The organism is Lactobacillus sp. ESL0700 (genome assembly GCF_029392095.1).
Classification (GTDB): domain Bacteria; phylum Bacillota; class Bacilli; order Lactobacillales; family Lactobacillaceae; genus Lactobacillus.
Genome location: NZ_CP113930.1, coordinates 1,749,918 through 1,774,014, shown reverse-complemented (window position 1 = coordinate 1,774,014; position 24,097 = coordinate 1,749,918). Strand labels below are relative to the sequence as shown.

The 24,097-nt window shown below is 37.6% G+C and carries 22 protein-coding genes; 15 read left to right on the top strand and 7 right to left on the bottom strand.

All coding sequences use genetic code 11. The features are described 5' to 3' along the window. Window positions 1–4: 4 nt before the first annotated feature. From OZX63_RS08480 to OZX63_RS08470, 3 genes are all read left to right on the top strand, one after another. Entirely contained in the window at window positions 5–280 is a 276-nt protein-coding gene (locus OZX63_RS08480) for a DUF2922 domain-containing protein (RefSeq protein ID WP_277143176.1), read from the top strand. A gap of 1,343 nt (window positions 281–1,623) precedes the next feature. Beyond that, entirely contained in the window at window positions 1,624–3,600 is a 1,977-nt protein-coding gene (locus OZX63_RS08475; RefSeq protein ID WP_277143174.1) for an SLAP domain-containing protein, read from the top strand. A gap of 315 nt (window positions 3,601–3,915) precedes the next feature. Then, window positions 3,916–6,111, top strand: coding sequence for an SLAP domain-containing protein (locus tag OZX63_RS08470; protein WP_277143172.1), 2,196 nt, complete (start codon window positions 3,916–3,918; stop codon window positions 6,109–6,111). A gap of 274 nt (window positions 6,112–6,385) precedes the next feature. Here OZX63_RS08470 and OZX63_RS08465 read toward each other — a convergent pair whose 3' ends face one another. Continuing rightward, window positions 6,386–6,541 (bottom strand): hypothetical protein, encoded by a 156-nt coding sequence (locus OZX63_RS08465; RefSeq protein ID WP_277143170.1) that lies wholly within the window; start codon window positions 6,539–6,541, stop codon window positions 6,386–6,388. Window positions 6,542–6,857: 316 nt separating this feature from the next. Then, window positions 6,858–7,013, bottom strand: coding sequence for a hypothetical protein (locus tag OZX63_RS08460; RefSeq protein ID WP_277143169.1), 156 nt, complete (start codon window positions 7,011–7,013; stop codon window positions 6,858–6,860). Window positions 7,014–7,432: 419 nt separating this feature from the next. Between OZX63_RS08460 and OZX63_RS08455 the strand changes: the two genes are divergently transcribed. From OZX63_RS08455 to OZX63_RS08425, 7 genes are all read left to right on the top strand, one after another. Further along, window positions 7,433–7,861, top strand: coding sequence for a hypothetical protein (locus OZX63_RS08455; protein WP_277143166.1), 429 nt, complete (start codon window positions 7,433–7,435; stop codon window positions 7,859–7,861). 11 nt (window positions 7,862–7,872) lie between these two features. Continuing rightward, the gene (locus OZX63_RS08450) at window positions 7,873–8,952 is read left to right on the top strand and encodes a hypothetical protein (protein WP_277143164.1); all 1,080 of its coding nucleotides are present in this window, start codon (window positions 7,873–7,875) and stop codon (window positions 8,950–8,952) included. A gap of 118 nt (window positions 8,953–9,070) precedes the next feature. Next, window positions 9,071–9,910 (top strand): hypothetical protein, encoded by an 840-nt coding sequence (locus OZX63_RS08445; protein ID WP_277143162.1) that lies wholly within the window; start codon window positions 9,071–9,073, stop codon window positions 9,908–9,910. A gap of 231 nt (window positions 9,911–10,141) precedes the next feature. Continuing rightward, window positions 10,142–10,648: a sigma-70 family RNA polymerase sigma factor gene (locus OZX63_RS08440; RefSeq protein WP_277143160.1), complete on the top strand. Its 507-nt coding sequence runs from the start codon at window positions 10,142–10,144 to the stop codon at window positions 10,646–10,648. Between the two features lie 108 nt (window positions 10,649–10,756). Then, window positions 10,757–11,977 carry a glucosaminidase domain-containing protein gene (locus OZX63_RS08435; protein WP_277143158.1) on the top strand — a complete coding sequence of 407 codons (1,221 nt, stop codon included), beginning with the start codon at window positions 10,757–10,759 and terminating at the stop codon, window positions 11,975–11,977. Between the two features lie 28 nt (window positions 11,978–12,005). Continuing rightward, window positions 12,006–13,145 (top strand): SLAP domain-containing protein, encoded by a 1,140-nt coding sequence (locus OZX63_RS08430; RefSeq protein ID WP_277143155.1) that lies wholly within the window; start codon window positions 12,006–12,008, stop codon window positions 13,143–13,145. A gap of 127 nt (window positions 13,146–13,272) precedes the next feature. Then, a complete protein-coding gene (locus OZX63_RS08425) occupies window positions 13,273–14,124 on the top strand; it encodes a PfkB family carbohydrate kinase (protein WP_277143154.1) in 852 nt (283 codons plus the stop codon). Window positions 14,125–14,171: 47 nt separating this feature from the next. Here OZX63_RS08425 and OZX63_RS08420 read toward each other — a convergent pair whose 3' ends face one another. Continuing rightward, a complete protein-coding gene (locus OZX63_RS08420) occupies window positions 14,172–15,134 on the bottom strand; it encodes a Gfo/Idh/MocA family oxidoreductase (RefSeq protein WP_277143152.1) in 963 nt (320 codons plus the stop codon). Window positions 15,135–15,235: 101 nt separating this feature from the next. After that, on the bottom strand, window positions 15,236–16,012 hold the full coding sequence (locus OZX63_RS08415; RefSeq protein WP_277143150.1) for a DUF6612 family protein: 777 nt from the start codon (window positions 16,010–16,012) through the stop codon (window positions 15,236–15,238). A 350-nt stretch (window positions 16,013–16,362) separates the two neighbouring features. Here OZX63_RS08415 and OZX63_RS08410 point away from each other — a divergent pair, with 350 nt between their 5' ends. After that, window positions 16,363–17,649, top strand: a complete 1,287-nt coding sequence (locus tag OZX63_RS08410) for an ATP-binding protein (RefSeq protein ID WP_277163667.1) — start codon at window positions 16,363–16,365, stop codon at window positions 17,647–17,649. A 21-nt stretch (window positions 17,650–17,670) separates the two neighbouring features. Continuing rightward, window positions 17,671–18,285, top strand: a complete 615-nt coding sequence (locus OZX63_RS08405) for an RloB family protein (protein ID WP_277143145.1) — start codon at window positions 17,671–17,673, stop codon at window positions 18,283–18,285. A gap of 39 nt (window positions 18,286–18,324) precedes the next feature. Here the strand turns inward: OZX63_RS08405 and OZX63_RS08400 are convergent, their stop codons facing one another. Then, window positions 18,325–19,116: a hypothetical protein gene (locus tag OZX63_RS08400; protein WP_277143143.1), complete on the bottom strand. Its 792-nt coding sequence runs from the start codon at window positions 19,114–19,116 to the stop codon at window positions 18,325–18,327. 157 nt (window positions 19,117–19,273) lie between these two features. Between OZX63_RS08400 and OZX63_RS08395 the strand changes: the two genes are divergently transcribed. Then, window positions 19,274–19,963, top strand: coding sequence for a 2,3-diphosphoglycerate-dependent phosphoglycerate mutase (locus OZX63_RS08395; RefSeq protein ID WP_277143141.1), 690 nt, complete (start codon window positions 19,274–19,276; stop codon window positions 19,961–19,963). Window positions 19,964–20,025: 62 nt separating this feature from the next. On the opposite strand, the gene OZX63_RS08390 is transcribed toward OZX63_RS08395, so the two are convergent. Together OZX63_RS08390 and OZX63_RS08385 are read right to left on the bottom strand one after the other, a co-directional pair. Beyond that, window positions 20,026–21,216 carry an MFS transporter gene (locus OZX63_RS08390; protein WP_277143139.1) on the bottom strand — a complete coding sequence of 397 codons (1,191 nt, stop codon included), beginning with the start codon at window positions 21,214–21,216 and terminating at the stop codon, window positions 20,026–20,028. A gap of 25 nt (window positions 21,217–21,241) precedes the next feature. Beyond that, on the bottom strand, window positions 21,242–22,162 hold the full coding sequence (locus OZX63_RS08385) for an FAD-dependent oxidoreductase (protein WP_277143137.1): 921 nt from the start codon (window positions 22,160–22,162) through the stop codon (window positions 21,242–21,244). A 189-nt stretch (window positions 22,163–22,351) separates the two neighbouring features. On the opposite strand from OZX63_RS08385, the gene OZX63_RS08380 reads away from it, so the two are divergent. Next, window positions 22,352–22,657, top strand: coding sequence for a thioredoxin family protein (locus OZX63_RS08380; RefSeq protein ID WP_277132125.1), 306 nt, complete (start codon window positions 22,352–22,354; stop codon window positions 22,655–22,657). 17 nt (window positions 22,658–22,674) lie between these two features. Continuing rightward, window positions 22,675–24,096, top strand: coding sequence for an aryl-sulfate sulfotransferase (locus tag OZX63_RS08375; RefSeq protein WP_277143136.1), 1,422 nt, complete (start codon window positions 22,675–22,677; stop codon window positions 24,094–24,096). Window position 24,097: the final 1 nt, after the last annotated feature.

Below are 24,097 nucleotides of genomic sequence, written 5' to 3'. Positions count from 1 at the left end.
AATTATGACTAAGACAACAAAGACTCTACAATTGGTATTTTTAAATGGTGCAAATAAGCGCTCCAGCTTATCTTTGCCTGATGCAGCAAATGACTTAGAGCCAGCTGGAGTTAAGGCAGCAATGGATGCCATCGTTAAGGCTGATGCCTTCCAAAAGGATGGAGTTGATCTGTATAAGATTCCTCAATCTGCTGCATATATTGAACGAACTGTTACTGATATGTTTGACGATACTGCAAGTGAGCCAGAACAGCCTGCTAATCCTAGTCAAGTTGGCTAAGATAATTAGGACAATTAGGCAGTTCTTTAACAGATAGAGATTAAAAGGGGCGTGGATTCCGTTGAGGGATGCATGCCTCTTTAATTTTATCTATAAATTTGTTCTTTTTTGAATAAACCATGTTATAATAAATTCATAGCGATAATTTTGCGTGTTATTCCTCATTGGGGTAACCCAAAAAGCCATATCAAGCTGGAACCTTGATATGGCTTTTTTTTCACTTAAAGAAGCGTTTGGGTTATATGACTTACGTCATCGCTTATTGCGATTTTGTAGATAGCATATAACTTTGTCTACTAACAGATTAACCAATTGAATAATCAATTTGGTCAAAACTGCAATCGCAACTTGCGCGATAATTTTGCGCATCTTCCTCACCTCCCTTCATGTTTAAGGAGGTGCGATGACAAATAAGATTATATCAAAATAAGTTATTGATTGGTATATGAAATTAGCAAATAAATATTTATTTTTGAATATTTCGTGTTATAATCTAAGTGTCATCGCTTGTTGCGATTATGCAGAATATGTATGATCTTATCTACTAACAGATTGACCAATTGAATAATCAATTTAGTCAAAACTGCAATCGCAATTTGTCACTAAAAGGCCATATCAAGGTGCGACTTGATATGGCTTTTTACATGTCTAAATTCGGTCAGCAATTATTTAAAATGAACTGGTTTATTCAGTAAAAAATGCTATAATATACGTGGTTATGCTACTCATAAATTTTCTTTTCTAGCACTTTTGGGATGATCTCGCTTGAGTAGTACAACCTTCTCTAACAGTTTATCTTATACAACTAACTTCGAGATCATCCATATACATATAAAAGAGCACTGCTTTATTAAAGCAGTGTTCTTTTTATTTGCATTACAATAGGAAATGATCCGAAAGTTTAACTTAACTGGTTAATTACATAAACGGATAGCTTTCAAATAATTTTGTTATTATTTTGTAAAATTTATGCAAAACTAGAGATTTCTTATGTGAAGAATAGTGAGAAAATACGCTAAATACATTGCTAAATAGGGTTTTACCATTTGTGATAAATTTACACGTTCAAAAAGTTGGTGAAAACGTTTATTACAAAAGTGTGTAAAATTGCTTAACGCCTTGCATTTTCGTTAAAAGGTTAGTACAATATGAAGCGTGGTAAGTAATAGCTATGCTTCAGGTTCGCAAACCTGTACGCATGCGGATTCTTCAGTCAGATAAGCTACCTCATAAGAGTTATAAACTTATGATTTTGACTTGAAGAATGTTGTAACAATGTAGGCTCAATGCGACTGAACCTATAGTCTATTACGATTTTGTATATACACAAGGAGGAAGACCACATGAAGAAAAATTATAGAATTGTTAGCGCTGCTGCTGCTGCTTTATTAGCTGTTGCTCCAGTTGCTGCTAGTGCTGTTACAGCTGTTTCAGCTGATACAACAAGTACTGCAAATGCATCTACTGGTGCTATTTCAGTTACTGGTACAAATGGTAGTGTTGCTGGCTCAACCGATACTCAAGCTAACGACATTCTCTTTACTTCAGTTGTTGATTCAAGTTCATTAACTGACGGAATGGATGCTTCTGCTATTAAAGCAACTATTACTGGAACTGTTGGTACACCAAAAGTTGATAATGGTCCTACATACATTTTCAAGTTAAATGATGCTGGTCAAACTGTTGGTGCTGATGGACACACTGTAATTGGATATGGTCACTACAGTAAGGACAATGCTGTTCAAAAGCTTACCGCTGGTAATAGTTATGTTGCAGTAACTCCAAATGTTACTGTTAGCGGCTTGACACCTGGTAAGAAGTACAACTTGTTTGGTAAGACAAATATTGTTGCAAGTGAATACGGCAACATTACCAGTAAGGAAATGGGTGAACAGCATAACATCATCAGTGATCCATTTACTGTTCCAGATAAATCACAAGGTACACCTTGGTTTTATGTAAAGGCTACTGGCACTGTTGCTGGTGAATTAGTAGATAATTCTGGTAACGACCTTGCAGCAGGTGCAGTAGTTTCTACTGCTAATTACACTAAATTAGCTGCAACTAACAACTCAATTGATACCATTGCTCAATATGTCTTTGATCACTTTGGTAGAAAAGTAGATGCAACTGGTGTTAATGATACTACCAATGTAGTTGGTGCTTGGGACAAGTCACATATTACTGCAATAATTACTAATGCACTTAAGGCTCAAAAGGTTACTGTTAAGAGTGGCAATACCTTTGATGCTCCTGCTGGCGATGTTCCAGTTAAGTTTACTGTTAGCGCAAGAAATGGTAAGACCAATACTTTGACTTTTGTTCTTAAATCAAATGTTAATGACAAAGATCTTTTCCCAGTAATTAACCAATCTGGTGCAACTGCTGAACATATTGTTAATGGTGGTATTGTAAGTGCTGATGGTACTGTAAGTGTTGATGGCACATCAACCAATAAAGTATTTAATTTATCAAAGGCTAACCAAAAGAAATTAGGTGTTGGTAACATTCCAGTTAATGGTAATGTTGATGAAGCCGCAATTAAGAGCGTATTTACTGCTCAAGTTTCTAAGAAATCAGCTAATGCTATTGGCTTAAGTGTTGATTCAAGCAAGGTTAACAGTAAAGTTGCTGGTATTTATCCTGTAACTTTGAGTGCAACTAACCCTAACGGATACACTACTACTGCAACTTACAACATTGTTGTTGGTGATTTAAACGCTACTTACAAGACTGTTCAATCAGACAGTGATGTTCCTGTATATACTATTGATGGTAATGTAGTAACTAAGACTAACACCACTGTTGCTAACGGTACTCAAGTAGCTATCTATGGAAATGCAACTACTATTGATGGTAAGAAGTATGTACGTATTAATGGTGCAAATTCTAATCAATATATTGAATCGCAATATGTTGATGGTTCATTCAAGCCTGCAAAACAAACTACTGTAACTGTTATGCACAATGCTTACGTTTACAACAAAGATCACAAGCGTGTAGGTACTAAGAAGATTAGTTCATACACTAACACTACTGTTTACGGTGACAAGACTAAGTTGAACGATGGCACTGAAGCTTACCAAGTTGCAGATGGTGAATACATCGATGCTGGTAACGTTGATGGTTACAAGGTAACTTTGAACCACAACTCATACATCTACAAGACAAGCAAGAAACGTGCTAACCACAAGAAGTTATTGAAGGGTTCAACTGTAACTGTTTACGGTTCTTCATTTACTTTCAAGAATGGTCAAAAGTACTACAGAATTGGTAAGAAGCAATATATCAAGGTTGTTAACGCTGATATCGTTAAATAATTGATTTATTGAATCCAATTTAAGAAAAAGCGATGATTTTCATCGCTTTTTTTGTTGAATTATTTATTGGTAAAGTAAATTTATAAACGACACTTAAGTCTGATAAATAAATTAAATAACTTTATGTATAAAGTTATTAACCTGATATGCCTGCATAACTGTTTAGATATAAGCCTTATTTAGACTGATATATTAGAATTAAATAACAAAATTCTTCCACAAAATGTAAGCGCACTATTGATTTTTAATGTAAAAGTAATAAGATAGACTATGAGGTAATGTACATGTTTAGTATTAATATGGAGGTTTAAAAAAGTGAATTTTAATAGTAAACGGAAATTACAAAAAGATGTTTCCAAAGCTTTAAAGAGTGGAAAGCTTCATAAGTCTGCTCGCAATTTATTGGTGACTACAATTGCTGCTGGTAGTGTTTTAGGTGGTTTGGCATTTGCTTCTAATGTTAACCCGAGTGTAACTACTTCAGTTGTTGAAGCTAAGACTGCTAAGAAGAAAGCTGTTAAGGCTAAGTCAGTTGTAATTAAGAAGACTTCGGCTGTATATAACAAAAAAGGCAAGAAGACTGGCTCGACAATTAAAAAGGGCAAGTTAGTTAAAGTTTATGGTACCAAGACTATCAAAGGTAAGAAGTACTATAAGTTAGGCAAGGGCCGTTACATTTTAGTTAAGAATGTTATTGCTGCTACGACTATAACTCTTAAGAAGAACTCATACATTTACAATGGCAAAGGTAAACGTGTTGGTAAGAAAGTCTTAAAGAAGAGTAAGAGAATTAAGACATACGGAACTAAGATCATTAAAGGTAAGAAGTATTATTATCTAGGTAATGGTAAGTATGTTGTTGCAGCTAATGTAGAAACTGCTGTAGTACCAACAACACCAACTGAACCTACTAAGCCAACAGCTCCAAGTAATGGTGGATCAACTGGTTCATCAAGTACTCCGACACCAGCACCTGTAGTAACTGCTAAGGATATTACAGTAAATTTTAAGACTTTAGATGATAAAGATGCAACGATTACTGATCCAGATGGAAAAGCAGTAGCTATTAATGGGGAAGTTAAATCTGATGGTCATCAGGTTGGTGAAAGTGTCGACAATAAGATCTTTGATTCAATGATTAAAGTAAATTCAATGGGACAATATAGATTAGCAACAGCAACTGAATTGGGCAGTAAGAAGCAGGGCTTTGAGAACTTGAAGTTTAAAGATAGCTTACAAACAATTACAGTATATGTAGTTAAGAATTCATCTGTAGCATCTACTTCAGCTGCTTCTGTAGCTAGTGCTGTTCGTCCAGGCATGACAGAGATTTATCATGGTCTAAGTGATTTAAGTAGCAAATTAAAGGATCCTAAATATCAAGCTATCAAGAATGATATTAAGGACGTATTAGCTAAGATTAAGGCTTTACCAACTACTTGGACAAATACTAGTGATATGATTTCAAAGGTAACACCAATTTTGAATGAAGCATTAGATATTGCTAAGAAGCTTGAGGGAGCTGGCGTGAAGACTGATCTTGTGAATGTTTTACATGGACTTGAAAAAGTAGATCAACAATTAGATCCAGGTCAAATTCAAAACCTTAAGAATGTTTATGCTGCATTAGAAAATATTGACGCAGGAACAAGTAGAGTTCGTAAAGATATTAAAGAACTTGCACAAGGCTTGCATCCAGACTTATCAAATATCTATCATGATCTAGAAGCCATTAAGAGTGAAGTTTCACCAGCTGATTATCAAAGTATCAAGAATGATATTAAAGTTATTATCAGTGCTACCAAGGAATTGCCATCTAACTTTGATTGGTCAAAATTAAATGAAATTGATCATATCGGAGACGATGATGTTCAAAGTGTGTTGGGTAACTTTAGCACAATTTATACTGCTACTAAGGATATTGCCAATAAACTGCAAGGTAAAGGTGTCAAGACTAATCTAGAAAAGTTGTTGGCTGATACTGCACATATTAATACTACGTTAAAGGCTGATGAGTCTAAATTATTCAATGATTTGAAGGACTTAGATGATTGCTTAGAAAACTACTCTGGTACAGATGAAACCATTAATAAGGCTAAAGGTCTTGCTAAGTTAACTCACGCAGATTTGGTAAATATTTATCATGCACTTGATGCATTAACAACAGCTCAAATTGATACTGCTGCAATTAATACTGCAATAAATGATGCACTTGGTAATATTGAAAACTTGCCAGATTCAAATACCTTCTTAAATGATGTTGCTATGGCACACTTAACAGGACAAAATTGTTCAGAGATAGACGCTATTAAAGCTATTTACAAAGATTTGCGGGCAGTTGCTTCTAACCTTGAGGGTAAAGGCATTAAGACTCAACTTGTAAATATTCTACATAGTCTTGAAGATTTGAACCAAAAAGTTGCTCAAGATCCAGCTCAAATTCAAAATCTGAAGGACATTTATAACAGTTTACAAAATGGTGATTTTACTTGGTTAAATAACCTAAAATAATTAAATAAGATTACATCATATCAAGACAGCGATTTAGTCGCTGTCTTTTTTGTTATTTTTAAATATAATTAATGGTCACTCCTCGAAAGTAAGGCTAGTCTTGTCTTTATAAATTTTAGTTTTCGTGTTAAACTATCTTTGTAATAAAAAAGGAGCTGTGCGCCAACACAACTCCTTGACGTAGTACCACTAAAAGTGGTTTACTACCTGAAATAACATGCTTAGCAAGCCGTCTTTTTCTCAGTAGTTCAAGACGGTATTTGTTTGCTCAAAATTAATTGAGCAAACTTCTTAGCAGTTCAACTACTAGTGGCAATAGATTTATTATAACTACCGCTAACAATTGATTCTGCCTCATTTTAGCGAGCTTAAATGCTAATCCTACTAAACTAATAGCGAAAATTAGCACCAGAGCCAAAATGATTTCCAACTACCTGTCCTCCTTTCTTACAATAGATTGGAGTATGAATCCACTCATGCTCATAGGCATCAGTCCTTTCACTCACAGGTAGTAAACCGTCTTTTAACTTTTCTACGTCTTGAATATTATAACAAAACGTTTTATCGTTTGTCTTTATAATTTTATGTTTTCGTGTTAAACTAACTCTGTAATGAAAAAGGAGCTGCGCTGGTAACACAACTCCCTGACGTAGATCATTTAGAAGTGATTTACTACCAGAATAAAATTAGATTACAATTAACCGTCCTTTTCCTGGTAGATCAAGACGGTATTTGTTTGCTCAAAATTAATTGAGCAAACTTCTTAGCAGTTCAACTACTAGTGGCAGTATATTTATTATCACTACCGCTAAAAGTTGGTACTGCTTTATTTTGGCTAATCTAAATGCTAATCCTACTAAGCTAATAGCGAAAATTAGCACCAGAGCCAAAATGATTTCCAACTACCTGTCCTCCTTTCTTACAATAGATTGGAGTATGAATCCACTCATGCTCATAGGCATCAGTCCTTTCACTCACAGGTAGTAAACCGTCTTTTAACTTTTCTACGTCTTAAATATTATAGCAAATTGATTGTTTAGTTGTCTTTATAAATTTTTTGAACAACATGTAATTGTACTTGCCACTCAAATTAATTTTATTAAAGATAAGTATTGTATTATTTTGTTAAGTAAAAGGTAGTAACTTAGTCACTGCCTTTTGTGGTAGGAAAATTATAGTGACGAAACAAGAAAAATGTTTAAAATTAGACAGTCTAAACTATAATACTTGATTATTAGATTAAAAATTGTTCGTACTTAATGTGTATAACGTGTATAATTATTCATATAAAATATAATTTTCGTGTCAGGAGAGAGTTATCATGACAATGATGGATTTAGCAAATCAAATACTTTATGTAGCTGATCAAAGGGATTTACTTGTAACTAACTTGCAATTACAAAAAGTTATGTATTTTGTGCTTAAGGATGCCATTCGGAATGATTTATTAAGTCAAGAAGTTATTGGCAAAACTTATGATGAACCCTTTCAAGTGTGGAAATATGGTCCAGTTGTAAGATCTATTTATGTGCAGTACAGCGTCTACAGCTCTGATCCAATAATTGAAGATGGCGTTGATACTTCAGAACTTGATCCATTGAATGATGATATTTTAAAAAGATTACATGAAAATCCTTTTAAATTGGTGAATGAATCACATGAGGAGCCATTTTGGCAAAAAAATAAAGATAAGATTTATCGATGGACTAGTAATATTCCGTATAGTTTAGAAGATGTTGCTGTTAAGTAAATAGGATTAGTATGGCCACTAAAAAAGAAGATGCATTAAATTATTTAAATTTTGAATATAATAAAAATTATAAAATTTTTTTAAAACAATTGTCTAATATGATAAAGTATGCCATTGATGGCAAGTATTCAGTTGATATTATTAATGATTCTAAATTTGATAATGATTTTAAAGAATTATATGAGTCGATAAAAGATATCAAAGTTGATTTTATACCTTACTCGGAAATCACAAGGATTATGTATGGTAATGAAATTAATGCAAATACAGCTGGAATGGAAAGCTTCTTTTATAAATTTGATCATGCAATCAGTGAGAGCATTAAAAGCAATGTTGCTAGTGGCGATAATATAACAGCTTGCTATGAAATATTAATTAAGGTATCTGAAGATATTAAACTGGCAGATAAGCAATTAAAAAGCTTATATAAGCAACTAGCTGATCAGCTTGCTGAACAAAGTAATACTATTAATCAGCAAACTGCAATGATTGAGAAACAATTTCAAAATTTTGAAGAAAAAAATGATAAGCTCAAAATTCAACTTAAAGAGCAAAATGATAGGCAAAGAGATACTATCAGTCAACAAACTGCAATGATTTATGGACAATTTCAAAATTTTGAAGAAAAAAATGATATGCTCAAAGCTCAACTTAAAGAGCAAAGCATTGCACAAGATAAGCAGTTTAAAAAGCAACAAGATAGGACCACAAAAATAGATAACAGTATTAAAAAAATCGAAGCCATTAAGAGTTCTATTTATGGTGACTTTATAACAATCTTAGGAATTTTTGCGGCAATAATTTTCACACTGTTTGGTGGGGTTAAAATTTCTGCCATAGTAGTAAAGCAACTTACAACTAAAGCTAATTTGTGGCGTGGTGGCATTATTCTTACTATTTTTGGCATAATTATCTTTTGCTTAATGTCATTTTTAATGGAATCAATTGCGATGATTACAGGTAAAATATCTATTGACTTTGATGAGAGAGAGCATTGTTGGCAGCGCCACCCATTCTGGACTGTTTTAAAAATATTAGTATTTATTTTAATTATTTGTATAATCGGAGCTTGTATAACCAAAGCACTCTAATAGCCAAAGCGTAAAAACTTTGGCTATTTTTTATTTTCCTCTATGAAAGCGATAACAATTTTAGTATAATTATATAAGTATATAAATACTAAAATATATTATTATGGAGGACATTAATTTGCCTGAAACGACAAATCAAGGTTGGTGCTTACCAACTGCTAAGAAGTACCGTAACTGGTCGAAGGCTAAGTTGCAAAAGGAGGTGCAATCGCCGGAATTAAGCGGGTATGTGGTAGAAGATGCCAAATATCAGGTGAACGAGAATACTCTTGCCATTTACCAATTTCAAAAACAGCCACTGTTAAATAAGTATAAAAGTGCGATTTTTGACCTACAAAAAGGGATTGTTTTGTGCACCAGCAGCAGTCGGTCGTTAATTAATGCTTTTACGCAAAATAACCTATTAGGTGGGCTAGAGTTTCAACGTGAGTTTGCTAACTGGCTTAACCAGAGATCACATTATGTGATTGCGACTGGCAAACGTGCCTACTTTTCCATGCATGGCTACACAACTGGCGATACTGACTGGGTGGCGCTGCATCACATGGCTAATTTTCGTTCTCTTGGCAAGTCGGCTATTGCCTTTAATACGGTGACATGCCAAGGAATGACGTACACCTTTACGTTTACAGATTGCACGCGTTATATCAGTACGCAGGTCTATAGCAGCTTATATTATAACCATGCCATGTACAAGCTTGGCAGTAGTCACTTAGAGTCTTCTTTAGGTTGGCAGGTGCGGCGCACGACAGGCAAGTCACTACTTGATAAGCGTGCCTATTTTCACCCGCATCCAACATTAAATACATCGTCTCTCAGAGATGTTTATCAGTCTGTCTTGGATAAGAGTCATGCTCGCTATGGCCAGTGTTTGGCCAAGCTCCTTGAGCAGCCGTTAATTCAAGATGACCACCATACTGTCTATCTTTCAAGTAGACGACCAAACACATTATTTTAGTTTCACTGCACGAATTAGCTAATTCGTGCTTTTTTTCTGACTTTTTTCACCCAAAAGTAAGGGTTGACTACATGATAGCTATCTTTGGGTCACGTAAATTCTCATAATTTGCATGCTTAATTTAGCAAATGTTATCGCTTACTTTATCTGCTTTTTAATCATAGCTCAATCTTGCTAATCTAATAGTGCACAAGCGCTTGTGACAATATCGAAACCGAGGAAATGTCACACATGAAGATTAGTAAAGAGGCTTTTATGGCCGCATGGGAGAATCAAAGATTAGTTCGGGGCGCATTAAAAGCCGCCCACGTTAGACAGGACTATACTAATTATGATGACCTGTTGCAGGAAGGAATTTGCGTTTATGCGCAAATGTTAGATCAACAAGGGAGTTTATCTCCAGAAGAAGTTGATCGGCGGAGCTTTCGCAAGATTATCTGGCACACGATTGACCAGCTGCGCAAGGAACAAAAGACGAGTGAGCGGCAGGCCGAACTTGAACAAGCACATGATTTGGGCATGATGAATAACTGGGACAACTATCTGATTTTAGAAAGAGAAGTTGCACAGATGTCGGAATTAGAACAACTGTTATTTTTTCATAATCTAATTGCTGGTGAACCTATCAGCGCGTTAGCTCAAGAGGCACGCGTCACGCGGGTACAGTTGCAACGGATTAAACGTCAATTACTGGCTCATCTGCGTCAAGTTCTAGATGTGCAGATTACTAATTTGTAATAAAATGACGGGCAATATTACTTTTTGACTACAATTAAATGGAAACTATTGTCTAGTCGTGATTTGCCCGATACAATAAAGATGTCGATTAAGGAGGACACATACTTTATGAAAAATAAATTTATCACTGGTTTTGCTGCCGCGGCTTTATTATCGTCAGCCGTTATACCAGTTACCAACAACTTAATTGCTGCTTCTCCAGCTAAGGCTGAGAAGGTTAAGGCTGCTACGGATAATCAAAGTGCGTTTTTAGCTACTGCTGCTTCACAAGCAAAAAAGGTCGCTAAGAAGTACGGCTTGTACCCGTCAGTGATGATTGCACAGGCAATCATCGAATCTAACTGGGGTCAATCAGGGCTGTCTGTTAATGCCAACAACCTGTTCGGGATGAAGGCCGACGATAGCTGGGCCGGCGATGTCTACAGCAGTAAGACACGTGAGGTCGATAAGAACGGCAAGAGTTACTATGTAACGGCTAAATTTAGAAAATATCCAAGCTACCAAGGTTCATTCGATGATAATGGAATGAAGCTGCGTGAAGGTGTTAGCTGGCAACCAGACCGCTACCAAGGCACTTGGCTTGAGAATGCGACTAGTTACGGTGATGCAACTAAGGCTCTGACGGGAACTTATGCTACGGACCCTAATTACAACACAACTTTGAACCGGCAGATTACTGCCTATAATCTGACACAATATGACCCTAAGATTTCTAACGCTAGTGCTGCCTACACGGTTAAGAAGTCCGGTGCAACTTATGCTTGGCCGACCGATCATTCGGTTTCCGCAAAGACCAACTCAATTGCTAAGGGCGATAACGTTACCGTTACTAAGACCATCACATTTTATAATGGTAAAAAGAGAATGTACATTGCTGGCAAGGGCTGGGTTAATGGCGCCAGTCTAAATCTCGGCAGTGCTTTGCCACCAGCATCTCAAGCTCCTAAGGGTGAAAGCAAGGTTAAGAGGACCTTGATGCACAATGCTTATGTTTATACTTCAAAACTAACGCGTGTTAAGGGCATGAAGGCTCTTAAGGCAGGTAGTGAAGGCAAGGTCATTGCCACTTATGGTACCAAGAAGATTAACGGCAAGAAGTATTACCGGATCGGAGACGACCAATATGTTGCTGCCGGCAACATTGATGGTACAATGCGCATTTTGAAGCATAATGCCTATGTTTACAATGATTATGGCAATCGTGATAATGAAACCACTGAAAAGAAGGGTACAGCCGTAGCCACTTACGGCTCTACTTACACGATTGTTGGCCAGAAATATTACCGTATTGGTATCCATCAGTATGTCAAAGCCGGTAATTTTAAATAAATCATAGTAATAAGGAATGAAATTTTAGATGAAGATAAAGAAACTAATAACTACTATTGCTATCGGAGTAGGTTTAGTTGCGCCTGTTTTTGGAATGAGTCAAAGTGAGACAACGGAGGCTGCCTCGATTAATTCGCTTGCGAAAGAGAACGATTATGTGGGTGTGACCTACCTATACAAATTGCTCCAGACAGAGGGGATTAAGTATAATAAATTTTATGCCAACGGCAATAAGATTAAGTATCGCTACGGCAAGCCTGAAGGAATAGTTATCCATGAGACAGCAACGCCCAACGCGACTGCTTATAACGAAGCCATTTACTTCAACCGTGAATGGATGAATATGTACGCTTATGTTCACGCCTTTGTTGACCACAAGCAAGTTATTCAAATGATGACCCCCAAGTACGGTGTTTGGGGTGCCGGCGCAGTTGCCAACAACCGCTTTTTCCAAATTGAATTAGCTGAGGAAAACACGCGGGATAACTTTGCTAAGAGTGTGAACAACGATGCGATTTATGCAGCCAAGATTTTGCACCGCTATGATTTAACGCCAAGTAATGCGGTTAACACTGGTAAAGGGACAATCTGGTCGCACCATGCTGTTTCGCAATATTTAGGCGGCACCAATCATACTGACCCCGATGGCTACTTCAGCAAGTGGGGCTATTCAATGAGCAAGTTTTACTCCTTAATCAAGTATTACTATGACTTGCAGGGTGCTGATACTGACGTGAGTGTGACTGATACTGATGCTTCCACAACCGATGAGACAACTGCTGATACAACAACTGTTTCACAAGCACCAACTGGCAAGCAAACTTTGATGCACGATGCTTACACTTATAACGGCCAAGGCGAGCGCACCAGTGCAGCTTTGAAGACTGCTGGCAGTAAGGTAACAGTTGGTAATTCTAAAACTATCAATGGTAAAAAGTACTTGCAAATTGGTACCGACGAATATGTCGTTGCTAGCAACATTATTGGTAAGACGCGGAAGCTGAGTCATAATGCTTATGTTTATGATACGGCTGGTAAGAGGACGAACGGCGTCAAGCTTCATCGCGGTAGTCGTGTTCGCACGTATGGTGGCAAAGTTGTGATTAATGGCATGACTTACTACCAAATTAATACTACTGAATTTGTGAAAGCCGCAAATTTTAATTAAATAAAATCACTTTAGGAGTTTAGCTTATTCCTAAAGTGATTTTTTCGTTAGTCTTAAAATGTCCTGCAGTGGTCGCTTCATGAGTTTATAATGTAAGTAAATTTAAATTACTGAATGAAGTGAAAATATGAAAACAAAGCGGAAATTATTACTCGTAGAAGATTATTCGGCAATTGGTGGCATTTCTACGACCACAGCAATTAGTGTCATGAGCGCATTGGGAATTAAGTATTGCAGTCTGCCAACGCAGATTTTATCAACGCAAACTGAGGGCTTCGGCGCTCCGCAGATAGCTGACTTAACAACTTTTATCCCGCAAGCATTTGCACATTGGCGGCAGATTGCTGATCTAGACTTTACAACAATATTGACGGGTTATCTTGGCAGTCGCACAACTTGTAAATTGCTGGCTGAAGAATGTCGTAAGGGTCAGTTTAAGCAGGTAGTTGTTGATCCGGTGCTGGGGGATGATGGCGAACTTTATCCCGAATTAGTGCCAGCAGATATTGCGGCGGTCAAGGACTTAGTAGCGACGGCAACCGTGACGACGCCAAACTTGACCGAGTTAAGCTTTTTATCTGGAACTAAATCTAAATTGCCCGCAACTGCTAGTGATGCAGAATTGATGCAGGCAATTAAAGCAGTTGAGGGGCAAAGCAAGCATCATTTACAAGTAGTAGTAACTGGTGTTCGCCGTGGTGAACAGATCGGCTGCTGCTGGTTAATGCAGGGGCAACTGCACTACTATGGTCAGGAATATGCTGCAGGGCATTTTTATGGTGCCGGTGATTTGTTTGCGGCCAGTTTAGCCGGGTTACTTAATTTGGGGTGGACGTTACCTGCTGCCATTAAGGCGGCAGTGACTGCCACACATCTGGCAATTGCAGCCAATAAGTTTGAGAAGCAGGAAGAACTACGCTACGGGATGGACATCAGCCCGGCGTTAGCGTATTTAATAACGCAAACGAAGACAAAATAAAAGATGCAGTTAGCTTATTAGTAGTTAACTGCATCTTTATTTGATTATTAAACTGACTTAACGGCGGCAGCCAGCACATCCATAACAGTCATACTGTGAGCGTATAATTCGTTGGCAGTATCTACGTCGTGATTGTCAATAATATTGACAAAATCGGTGAATTCACTGGCCATTCTGTGATCGAATTCGTTTAAATTAACTTTTTTCGTTTCACCGGTGCGTAATTCAATGGTGAAGCTGTCAATCACTCCAGTTGAACCATCGAAGTAGATTGAACCCTTTTCACCTTCGATAAATGACCGCGGTGTCGTATAACAGTCCTTAGCTGCAACCAAAGTTGCCTGTTTGTCAGCGTATGTCAGGTTCAAAATGCCGGAAGTGTCAATGTTTTTCTGCATTACTGGGTAATATTGAACGTGGTCGGGTTTGCCAAATAAGCCAACGGCGAGGTGAATGTTATAAATGTTCAGGTCCTTCAATGTGCCACCATCCTTTGCGGGATCGAAGACGGGTTCAATGATACCCTTTAGGAAGTTATCATAACGACTTGAATACTGGGTGTAATTGAGCGCAACAATATGAACTGGCCCAATCTTAGGCAAAGCACGCTTGATTGCCTTGTAGTTGGGCAGATGAATGTTGGTAATCGCCTCAACGATAATTACATGGTGGGCGTCCGCAATTTGTTTGAGTTCCTGAGCCTGAGCAGTTGTTGCCATGTACGGCTTTTCACAAATCACGTTTTTACCAGCTTCAAGTGCCTTTTTAACTACCTCGTAATGCAAGGAGTTAGGGACAGCCACGTAAACCGTGTCGACGTTAGCATCATGATAAAGTTGGTCATTATCGGCAAAGACTTCTTTGATGCCATATTGTTTAGCTAGATCGCGTGCAACCCGCTGACTGCGCTGAGTTGTTGAAATTGCAGCCAGTTCTAAGTTGGCAATTTTATTTGCTGTTGTTAAAAAGTCGTGGACAATTTTGCCGCTGCCGACAATTCCTAATTTCATAGATATGCCTCCATCTAAAATACGTTTTTAATTACCTTTATGTTAACATAATTCAATTTGGGCAATAAAAAAAGATGTCGTTTAAGACATCTTTTTAATATTTAATCTTTAGGAGCTTCGGTAGCAGAGCTAACAATGTCACTTGGAACAGCTAAATCACTGTGTTGACCAAATTCTGACATGTCCATGCTGAAAGTAAAGGAAATTTTCTTGCTCAAGCCAACTTTAGCAGATAGCTTGTAATCAGTTAATTTATCGTTAGTTGTTGTCATCTTGACACTAACGTTCTTGAACTTCGTCTTTTTCAATTGTTTCTTAATAGCTTTTTGTTCTTTCTTGGACAATTTTGTAGACTTAGCTGTCTCAAGCATAATTTTAGAAAGCCATTTTTGATCGGTGATCTTGCCACTAACAGTATAAGCATCACCGGAATGAGTTAACTTAGCCTTCTTAGCTAGCTTCTTGTAAAAGGCAGGTGTGGTAGCTGCTTGAGTAGTGTCAGTAAATGAAGCTAAATCTTCCTTAGACATATCGCCTTTAACCCAGGTCTTACCGTCTAGGATGTAAAATTTACCAGTGCCACTGTCAATCCATTCTTCTATATTAGTTGGCAAAAGCTTGTTGCTGGCAACCATGTGGACAACGATTGGCTTGTTGCCCATTGTCATTGTGCCATTGAATTTAAGTTGCTTTTTACCAGTTTTAATACCGAACTTAATGGCTGCCTTAGTATCAGTAGCTTTAGCTAAATCTTGCTGAGTTACTTTAATAACGTCAGCCTTGCTTGTGCTAGCGGCAACAGGTTGTGTTGCAGTAGTGCCAAGAGTACCAAGGCCAATAGCGGCTAATAATGTTATGACAGTTTTCTTGAATTTCATAATTTCACCTCATATTATTTTGTTACTTAATAGCACTACATGTTAGCGCTATTCTATATGTATAAGTGCATTATACAGGTTAAAATTCTGATAGACAATAATTAATTTATAATTTGATATAAAAAATCACGATAAAAAGACCACTTTTGCCAATAAAAGTGGTCTGAATTAATTGATATTTGTTAAATCATGTGGTCAGCCATTTCAATAATTGATTGTAGCTGCTGGGCAAAAACGAGTTGATTATTAAAAGTTTTATTCTTAAAATGCAATAAAATTGTGTTAAAAGCAAATATTCTAGTGTAAAATTAATTAAAATAGCGGTTTAGGAAGAAATATCTTCCTAAACTATGAAAGGAGTAGTTGACATGTTGATTAGTTTTTCTGCTGAGAACTTTATGTCTTTGAAAAATGAAGTGGAATTTTCAATGGAAACCGGCCTAAGACTACGTAAGTATAAACATACGAACACTTTTCAAGATGATAATGAAGCTGTTTTAAAATCTGCAATTTTGGTTGGTCCGAATGGTTCAGGTAAAACAAATATTTTATCTGCTTTAAGAGTAATGAAATCATTGATAATTAATCCCACTCAAAGCGCAACAGCAGTACTGCCATACAATCCTTTTCTGATGAGTGAGAATAACTTGCAAAAGCCGACTACTTTTTCAATTCACTTCAAAACTCAAGGACAAGAATACATATATTCAATGTCGTATACAAAAAACGAAGTTGTTACTGAGGAGCTAGACTATTTCTTAAATAATACGCGCCAAATTTATTTTTCTAGGGAAAGATCACACTTCACACAAATATCTGAGTCATTAAAGCCATATACCAAACTAACTAGACCAAATATCTTGTTTTTAAATGTCGCACAAAATGTTAATGATACTAGAGCAATAGCTGTTTTAAATTGGTTTGAGAATGATTTGTTATTTGGCGTAGATATTACAACTAACCTGTCCCAATTGTATTACTTACTTAAAGATCCAAAAAATAAGCAAAAGTTACTACATTTTCTTAAGTTTGCGGATATTAATATTGAAGATGTTGATGTTAGAGAGCAAGCAATTCCTAAACGCGTAATTGAAGTTTTGACTAAAACTCTTTCTCATGAAGAAGCTGAGCATTTTTTGGCTGATGAGAAGAATATCACGACTTTGTATGTTGGTTATAAGCAATATGACGCTGAAGGCCAATTGCTTGATGAACTGCGGTATATTCCACTGGTTAGAGATTCGCAGGGTACTCAAAATCTGTTAGGAATTGCTTTAGCGATCATTAATGCTAATGTCAATGATAATGATAAAACTTTGTTATTCGATGAATTTGATGATTCGTTGCATTTTGAAATTGCCAAGGCATTGCTCAGTGTCTTTAATTCTAAAGTCAATAAAAATCAATTTATTTTAACAACACATGATTTAGCATTGCTTGACTGTAATTTAAGAAGAGATCAAATTTATTTTGCTGATAAGGATTTTCAGGGAGAAACCAAGCTTTATTCACTCTTTGACTTCAAGGATATTACGACTTCAAGGAAAGACTTCTCCTATTATCATAAGTATCTGACTGGCATGTTTGGTGCTATGCCCACAGTCCAGCCTGATGAGATGGAAAAATCGTTGTCTTAATATTTATCTGAGGAAAAATAAGTGGTAAGACGATCAAAGAAACTAGATTTAAAGAAAATAATTGTGATATTTTGTGAAGGAGAAACAGAAAGAAATTACTTTAATATGCTGCGGTTAAAATACCGCAGTGCCAATGTTCAAATTAAATTCAAAAAATTGGGTAATGGCAATGGCTTGATAACTAGGCATCTAAGTGAAATCAAAGAATGTCGCCGTAAGTATAAGAATTGTGAAATTTACGTTTGCTTTGATAGGGATGATCTTACTCTTAAGGAACTACAGCAGCAACTGAAAGAAGCAAAAGATAATAATTTAAAAGTAATGTATTCTAATGTTTCTTTTGAAGTTTGGCTGCTAAATCATTTTAGAAAGTTAAGCCATATAAGAGAAATGACTCATAATGACCTGTATAACCAATTGCAAAAGTTCTTAAATGTCAGCGATTATAAGGATTATAAAGGTTCAAATATGACCAATGACTTTATTGATCGAGTACGTAATGCCTTAGAGAATACAAAAGAATATGCTAGTTTAGAGAATAATCCGCAGTTATTGAATTGTAATCCATACACTAATGTAGGTATAGAAGTAAAGCTAATTTTTGACCTTACTGATAAGCAAAAAGATAAATGGTAATAAAAAAGACAACTTTCGTTGAGGAAAGTTGTCTTTTTATTATTTCTTATTATTTTTCGGTAATGGCTTAGCATTTAACGCATTGCTTGGCAACTTCAGGAAGTCTTGTCGTCCCATGTTGCCATAACTTTGGCCAGCACTGAGCTTCATTGCCTTGCCTAAGCTAATGTTAACTAGGTAGTTGAAAGAGTACAGCCTGCGATTTTTAACTACTAATGTAACAGTCATATCTTGGAACTTGCCAGCTTTTTCGAGTTTACGATAGACCTTTAACTGCTGTGGGCTTTGAGTATTGGTTGTAAAAATTGGCTCAACGGCTTTTTGCATGATTTTAGTGTCATTAATTGTCGCGGTCAGCTTATAAGTGTTGCCTTTGCGCGTCATTTTGTAAGCCTTAGTTAAGGCAGCTGGTGGACTCATTAACATGGCATTATTAAAGACGGCGTTGACTAAATCTGCGTACGAGTGGCCCGTGATTTTAGCGAGGTCTGCTTTGTACCAGGCACTCTGACCATTAAGATAGAGGTGGTTCATATTGTCGGCCCACTGCTCTGAATTTTGGGTTTTGCCCTTAGCTTGCGTTTGGTAATTGACGTGGAAGACAGTTGGCTTGCCGCCAAAGGCCGCATTGGTGATTACAATTTGTTTAGTAGTGTCATTGCCCAAGGTGACGGTTTGCTTGACCTGCCCACTTTTGAATGTCTTTTGTGAGGCGTTAATGACCTGGGTCTTAGTTAAGATTGGCCCGCTCTTTTTCTGCTGCTTAGAACAACCGCCGACAATTAAGGCTGCAGCAAGGCTAAGACCAATGATTATTTTTTTAAATTTCATAGTATGTGAACATGCTCTTTTCTGATAATACTTGTTACCCTTATTGTATCGTAAAATCGCTAGCTAAAAAATGATTTTTAATGGTAAACCCTATGAAAATAAAAACGAAATGTGTAAAATAGTAAGTGAAACATTTAATTTGCAAAGGAGATATTTCATGTCAAAATTAGTTTTGATCCGTCACGGACAAAGTGAATGGAACCTTGAAAATAAATTTACTGGTTGGGTTGATGTTGACCTATCAGAAAAAGGTGTCGAGGAAGCAAAGAACGCAGGTAAATTGATTAAGGCAGCTGGTCTGCAATTTGACCAAGCTTATACTTCAGTTTTAACCCGTGCTATTAAGACATTGCACTATGCTTTGGAAGAAAGTGGTCAACTTTGGGTTCCAGAAACCAAGTCTTGGCGTCTTAACGAACGTCATTACGGTGGTTTGCAAGGCTTGAACAAGAAGGCAACTGCTGAAAAGTTTGGTGATGAGCAAGTTCACATTTGGCGTCGTTCATATGATGTTTTGCCACCAAAGATTGAGGACAGTTCAGAATTTAGTCAAGTGCACGACCGTCGTTATGCTGACCTTGACCCACACATTATTCCACGGACTGAAAACTTGAAGGTTTGCCTTGGTAGAGTAATGCCTTTCTGGGAAGACCACATTGCACCAGACTTGTTGGCTGGTAAGAACGTTATCATTGCCGCTCACGGTAACTCATTGCGTGCTTTGACCAAGTACATCGAAAACATTTCTGATGCTGACATTATGAACTTGGAAATGAAGACTGGTGAACCAGTTGTTTACACCTTCGATGACAAGTTGAATGTCACTAACAAGGAAAAATTGGATTAATTAAGTCCTAACTAAAAGAGCCACCTCGTAATTGAGGTGGTTCTTTTTATTTTGAAAATTTATTAGGCTAATGCATGTGTATGCTTTTTACTTCTACTATGCACGTAATTGATTGCGGCAATTACCGCTAAGCATAAGTCACCACAAGCACAGATAATCATGACGTTGCACGGATCGTTACTGCCCATCATTTGGTTAATGCCGTTGACAATCTTCGGTGACAGTACCGTACCGATATTCAATGCGATCATTAAAATAGACTGTCCCATCGTTGCCGTGTCGCTGTTAGTTAGAAGAGCCATCCAATTGTAAATGAACGGCAGGCAGAAACTATTGCCAATGCCCATGATTAGCAAAGCACAAATTAGAACAACAATGTTGTTTGCTTGTGAAAGGGCAAAGTAGCCGGTCATAACTAGTAAGAAGCCGATTGGAAAAATAATTTTGCCAACGTGCTTCATCATATAACCAAATAGTGATGCAGTAGCCATTGTAGCAATTTGAACAATTCCCGCAACTAGCGCTGCCGTACTAGCAGAACCAATCTGCTTCTGAATGATTAACCGTGGCATCGTAAAGTTAATTGGCATGTAGAACACGAGGGTTGCTAACATAAAGAAGCAAGTCAAGGCCATTTCACCTGTGAATTTAAATTTGGTCTTGCTTTTTTGTTTCTGAGTTGTTTCTTGTGGCCGATCAATACTGACAAAGAGCCCAAACAATACAATCGGCAGGATTGGAATTAGGTAAACCAAGAAGGCTTGGTGCCAGCCCCAAGCAACAAGGCTACCAACTGTGAATGACCCGAGAGCACTGCCTAATGTCTGAACCGTATTCTGGTAACCCATCATGTGTGCCATTGTGTTTTTATCATTACGGTAAAGCTGCACAATTAGGCTAGTACATAGTGGCATAAAGATACCGAAGGCTAGGCCCACGATGACTCTGGCTGCTAAGATAACTTGATAAGAATTACTGAAGAAGGGAATGATCCCTAAAACAACAATTCCAGCCAGACCAATGAGGATTGTTTTCTTTTGACCAATCCAGCGAATGAGGAACGGGCAGAACAGAATACCCAAAATTTTAGCTAAATTAGGAATAGTTGATAAAGTATCAATCTGCTCTTTAGTAACGCCAGGAAAGTGCATTAACGGCAGTGCCGGAGAAATGGTTGGTGCCAGCATTACTGCCAAAGAAATGGATAGTACAGAAATTTTGAAAACAATGCTGTTGTGGGAAATGTTTTTCATAATTATTCTCCGAAGTCAGTGGCTTCTAGTGTGTGGCGATGTATTTTTGTGCTGCAGCGGCGGCAATTGCGCCGTCATTAGCAGAAGTCAAAACTTGGCTGAGGTATCGCTTACGTGTGTCACCTGCAGCGAAAATTCCCTGGTCGCCAACACTCATGTCTTCTTTGGCATGCATGTAACCTTGGTCGTCAAGGTCAACAATGTCTTTAACAACTGCGGTTGCAGGCATCATACCAAGGAAGAAGAACACGCCATCGCAAGGCAAGTCGCGAGTTTCACCAGATTGCATATCCTTAAGCTTCAAGCCTTCAACGTTCATGTCGCCGTGAACATCCTCAACTGTCGTGTTCCAGATAAAGTGCATTTTTGGTTCCTTGTCAGCACGTTCCTTGTTAGCGGCGCTGCAGGTAAGGTGACCTTCTGGCTTGTTAACGATGACGTCAACTTCGCTCGCGAATTTACAAATTAATAGACCTTCGCTGATGGCTTCATTATTGTCGCCAACAACTGCAACCTTTTGGTCTTGGTAGAAGTCGGCGTCACAGGTTGCACAATAGGAAACACCCATCCCAGTGAATTCTTCTTCGCCGGGGATGCCTAGTACTCGTGGTGTCATACCTGTTGCAACGATTAATGTTTTGGCCTTGTAATCAACTTTACGAGTGTGGACAATCTTGTAGCCATCCTGGATTTCAATTGATTTTGGTGCTTGCATTTTAATAATGGCACCAAACTTTTCGGCATGGGCGCGCATTTTGGCAATTAAGTCTTCACCAGATGACTCTAAAATTCCGGGGTAAGTCGTAATTTTAGTGATTTGGTTAGCACGACCACCAACTTCATCTTTTTCTAAAATTACGGTTTTTAAGCCATAGCGAGCACTAAATAAACCAGCAGATAGGCCAGCTGGGCCGGCACCTAAAATCAATACATCACAATCTTCCATAAGAATTCTCCTTTTAAATAAATGATATTATTCACATTTTGTAACTATCTATAGGATATAACTTTTTGAAAGCGCTAATATATAGGGGATTCCTATGTGATATAGGTTTTACATATATACTAAAGTAAGCGCTTTTGTATTAAGATAATATTGTGAAAAAAATAATAAGATTTAAAAGGAGTGTCAATTATGAAAGAAATTAATTCTGAGTTTTTTGACGAAGTTGTTGAAGACGATGGGCAAAAATGCTTGATTCTGTTTTCACGTAAGACCTGCCCCGTTTGTAAGAAGGTCCACCCAAAGATTGAGGACTTGGAAGACGAGTTCCCAGATATCCCGTTTTACAACGTTGATGTTGAGGAAAATCCAGGCTTGCAAGCTAAGATGCGCTTGAAGGGCGTGCCTCATGTGATTTTATTTGATGATGGTGAAGCAGTTAGTCGTCTCAGCGGTAATCATTCCGAAGATGAATATGCAGACATGCTTTCTGAGTAAATTAAAGGAGAAAAAATATGGGAAGAAGCGTTTATCCAACAGGAACTGTTAGATATAATCCAGACAAGACATGGAGCGGCTACACTCTATTCAATGCTGCTGGTGAAGGTGCAGTGTTAATTGATATGTCTGGTAAAGTTGTTCACGAGTGGAAAGACCTGCAAGGTTTTCCTAACAAGATGATTCCTGGTGGTAAAGTCTTTGGCTCATTGCGTTGCCGTGACCGTTTTGCTGCATACCAAGATTATGCTGATTTAACTGAAGTTGACTTTGATGGTAAGCCAATTTGGAGCTTTAACCACAATCAAGAAGTTGACGATGAAGATGTTGGCAAGGGCTGGGTTGCTCGCCAGCACCACGACTACCAAATTGAAGGTAACCCAGTGGGTTACTATGCACCAGGTCAAGACAGTAAGGATGACTTTAACAAAGTTTTGCTGTTGACACATAACAATGTTAAGAAGCGCAAGATTTCACCACAACCATTGCTAGAAGATGTCTTGATTGAAATTGACCGTTCTGGTAAGAAATTGTGGTCATGGCATATTTTGGATCACTTCCGTGAATTTCATTTGACTAATGTGCAAAAGAACGCAATGTTCCGTGATCCTAACACCCAACAAAGTGGTGAACATGGTGAAGGCGACATTTTCCACGTTAACTGTGCTAGTTACTTAGGCCCGAACCACTGGTTTGATGAAGGTGACGAACGATTTAATCCTAATAATATTATTATGGATTCTCGTGAAGCAAATATTATGTGGATTGTTGATCATGAAAGCGGTAAGATTGTTTGGCAAATTGGTCCAGATTACACTGCTACTCGTGCTTTGAGATTAATGGGACCACTTGTTGGTATGCACCATTCTCACATGATTCCACAAGGATTACCGGGTGCCGGTAACATTATGGTCTTTAACAATGGTGGTTGGGCCGGATATGGCTTGCCTGATCAAACTTCTAAGACGGGAATGAAGACTACTCGAATTGATACTTCAAGAGTAATTGAATTTAACCCAACTACTTTAGAAGTTGTTTGGACTTTTGCCGCAACTGACTTTGATAGTAAAGTTCCGTTCCACGGTCACCACTTCTATTCACCGCTAGTTAGTGACGCACAGCGTTTGCCAAACGGTAATACCTTGATTGATGAGGGTACTGAAGGTCGGTTCTTAGAAGTTACTCCTGATAAAGAAGTTGTTTGGGAATATGTTTATCCACATGTTGGTGAATATTTAGTATACCGTGCTTACCGTATTCCTTATGAATGGGTACCACAATTGACTAAGGAAGAACCTAAGGCAATTACACCACCTGCTATTGCTGACTTCCAAGTACCTGGTGCTGCAGATCCTAACTTCAATGATGATGTTAAGGTTTCAGTTGAAGGTGCTACTGGTTATGGTAAGGGTACTGCATTCTGTGTAGATAAACTTTAAT

Bases quoted from the DNA above. Each gene is read 5' to 3' on its own strand.
- OZX63_RS08415 (WP_277143150.1), bottom strand. From the start codon at position 16,012: ATGAAATTCAAGAAAACTGTCATAACATTATTAGCCGCTATTGGCCTT.
- OZX63_RS08475 (WP_277143174.1), top strand. From the start codon at position 1,624: ATGAAGAAAAATTATAGAATTGTTAGCGCTGCTGCTGCTGCTTTATTA.
- OZX63_RS08440 (WP_277143160.1), top strand. From the start codon at position 10,142: ATGAAGATTAGTAAAGAGGCTTTTATGGCCGCATGGGAGAATCAAAGA.
- OZX63_RS08430 (WP_277143155.1), top strand. From the start codon at position 12,006: ATGAAGATAAAGAAACTAATAACTACTATTGCTATCGGAGTAGGTTTA.
- OZX63_RS08385 (WP_277143137.1), bottom strand. From the start codon at position 22,162: ATGGAAGATTGTGATGTATTGATTTTAGGTGCCGGCCCAGCTGGCCTA.
- OZX63_RS08400 (WP_277143143.1), bottom strand. From the start codon at position 19,116: ATGAAATTTAAAAAAATAATCATTGGTCTTAGCCTTGCTGCAGCCTTA.
- OZX63_RS08410 (WP_277163667.1), top strand. From the start codon at position 16,363: ATGAAAGGAGTAGTTGACATGTTGATTAGTTTTTCTGCTGAGAACTTT.
- OZX63_RS08450 (WP_277143164.1), top strand. From the start codon at position 7,873: ATGGCCACTAAAAAAGAAGATGCATTAAATTATTTAAATTTTGAATAT.
- OZX63_RS08455 (WP_277143166.1), top strand. From the start codon at position 7,433: ATGACAATGATGGATTTAGCAAATCAAATACTTTATGTAGCTGATCAA.
- OZX63_RS08435 (WP_277143158.1), top strand. From the start codon at position 10,757: ATGAAAAATAAATTTATCACTGGTTTTGCTGCCGCGGCTTTATTATCG.
- OZX63_RS08390 (WP_277143139.1), bottom strand. From the start codon at position 21,216: ATGAAAAACATTTCCCACAACAGCATTGTTTTCAAAATTTCTGTACTA.
- OZX63_RS08375 (WP_277143136.1), top strand. From the start codon at position 22,675: ATGGGAAGAAGCGTTTATCCAACAGGAACTGTTAGATATAATCCAGAC.
- OZX63_RS08425 (WP_277143154.1), top strand. From the start codon at position 13,273: ATGAAAACAAAGCGGAAATTATTACTCGTAGAAGATTATTCGGCAATT.
- OZX63_RS08380 (WP_277132125.1), top strand. From the start codon at position 22,352: ATGAAAGAAATTAATTCTGAGTTTTTTGACGAAGTTGTTGAAGACGAT.
- OZX63_RS08395 (WP_277143141.1), top strand. From the start codon at position 19,274: ATGTCAAAATTAGTTTTGATCCGTCACGGACAAAGTGAATGGAACCTT.
- OZX63_RS08420 (WP_277143152.1), bottom strand. From the start codon at position 15,134: ATGAAATTAGGAATTGTCGGCAGCGGCAAAATTGTCCACGACTTTTTA.
- OZX63_RS08480 (WP_277143176.1), top strand. From the start codon at position 5: ATGACTAAGACAACAAAGACTCTACAATTGGTATTTTTAAATGGTGCA.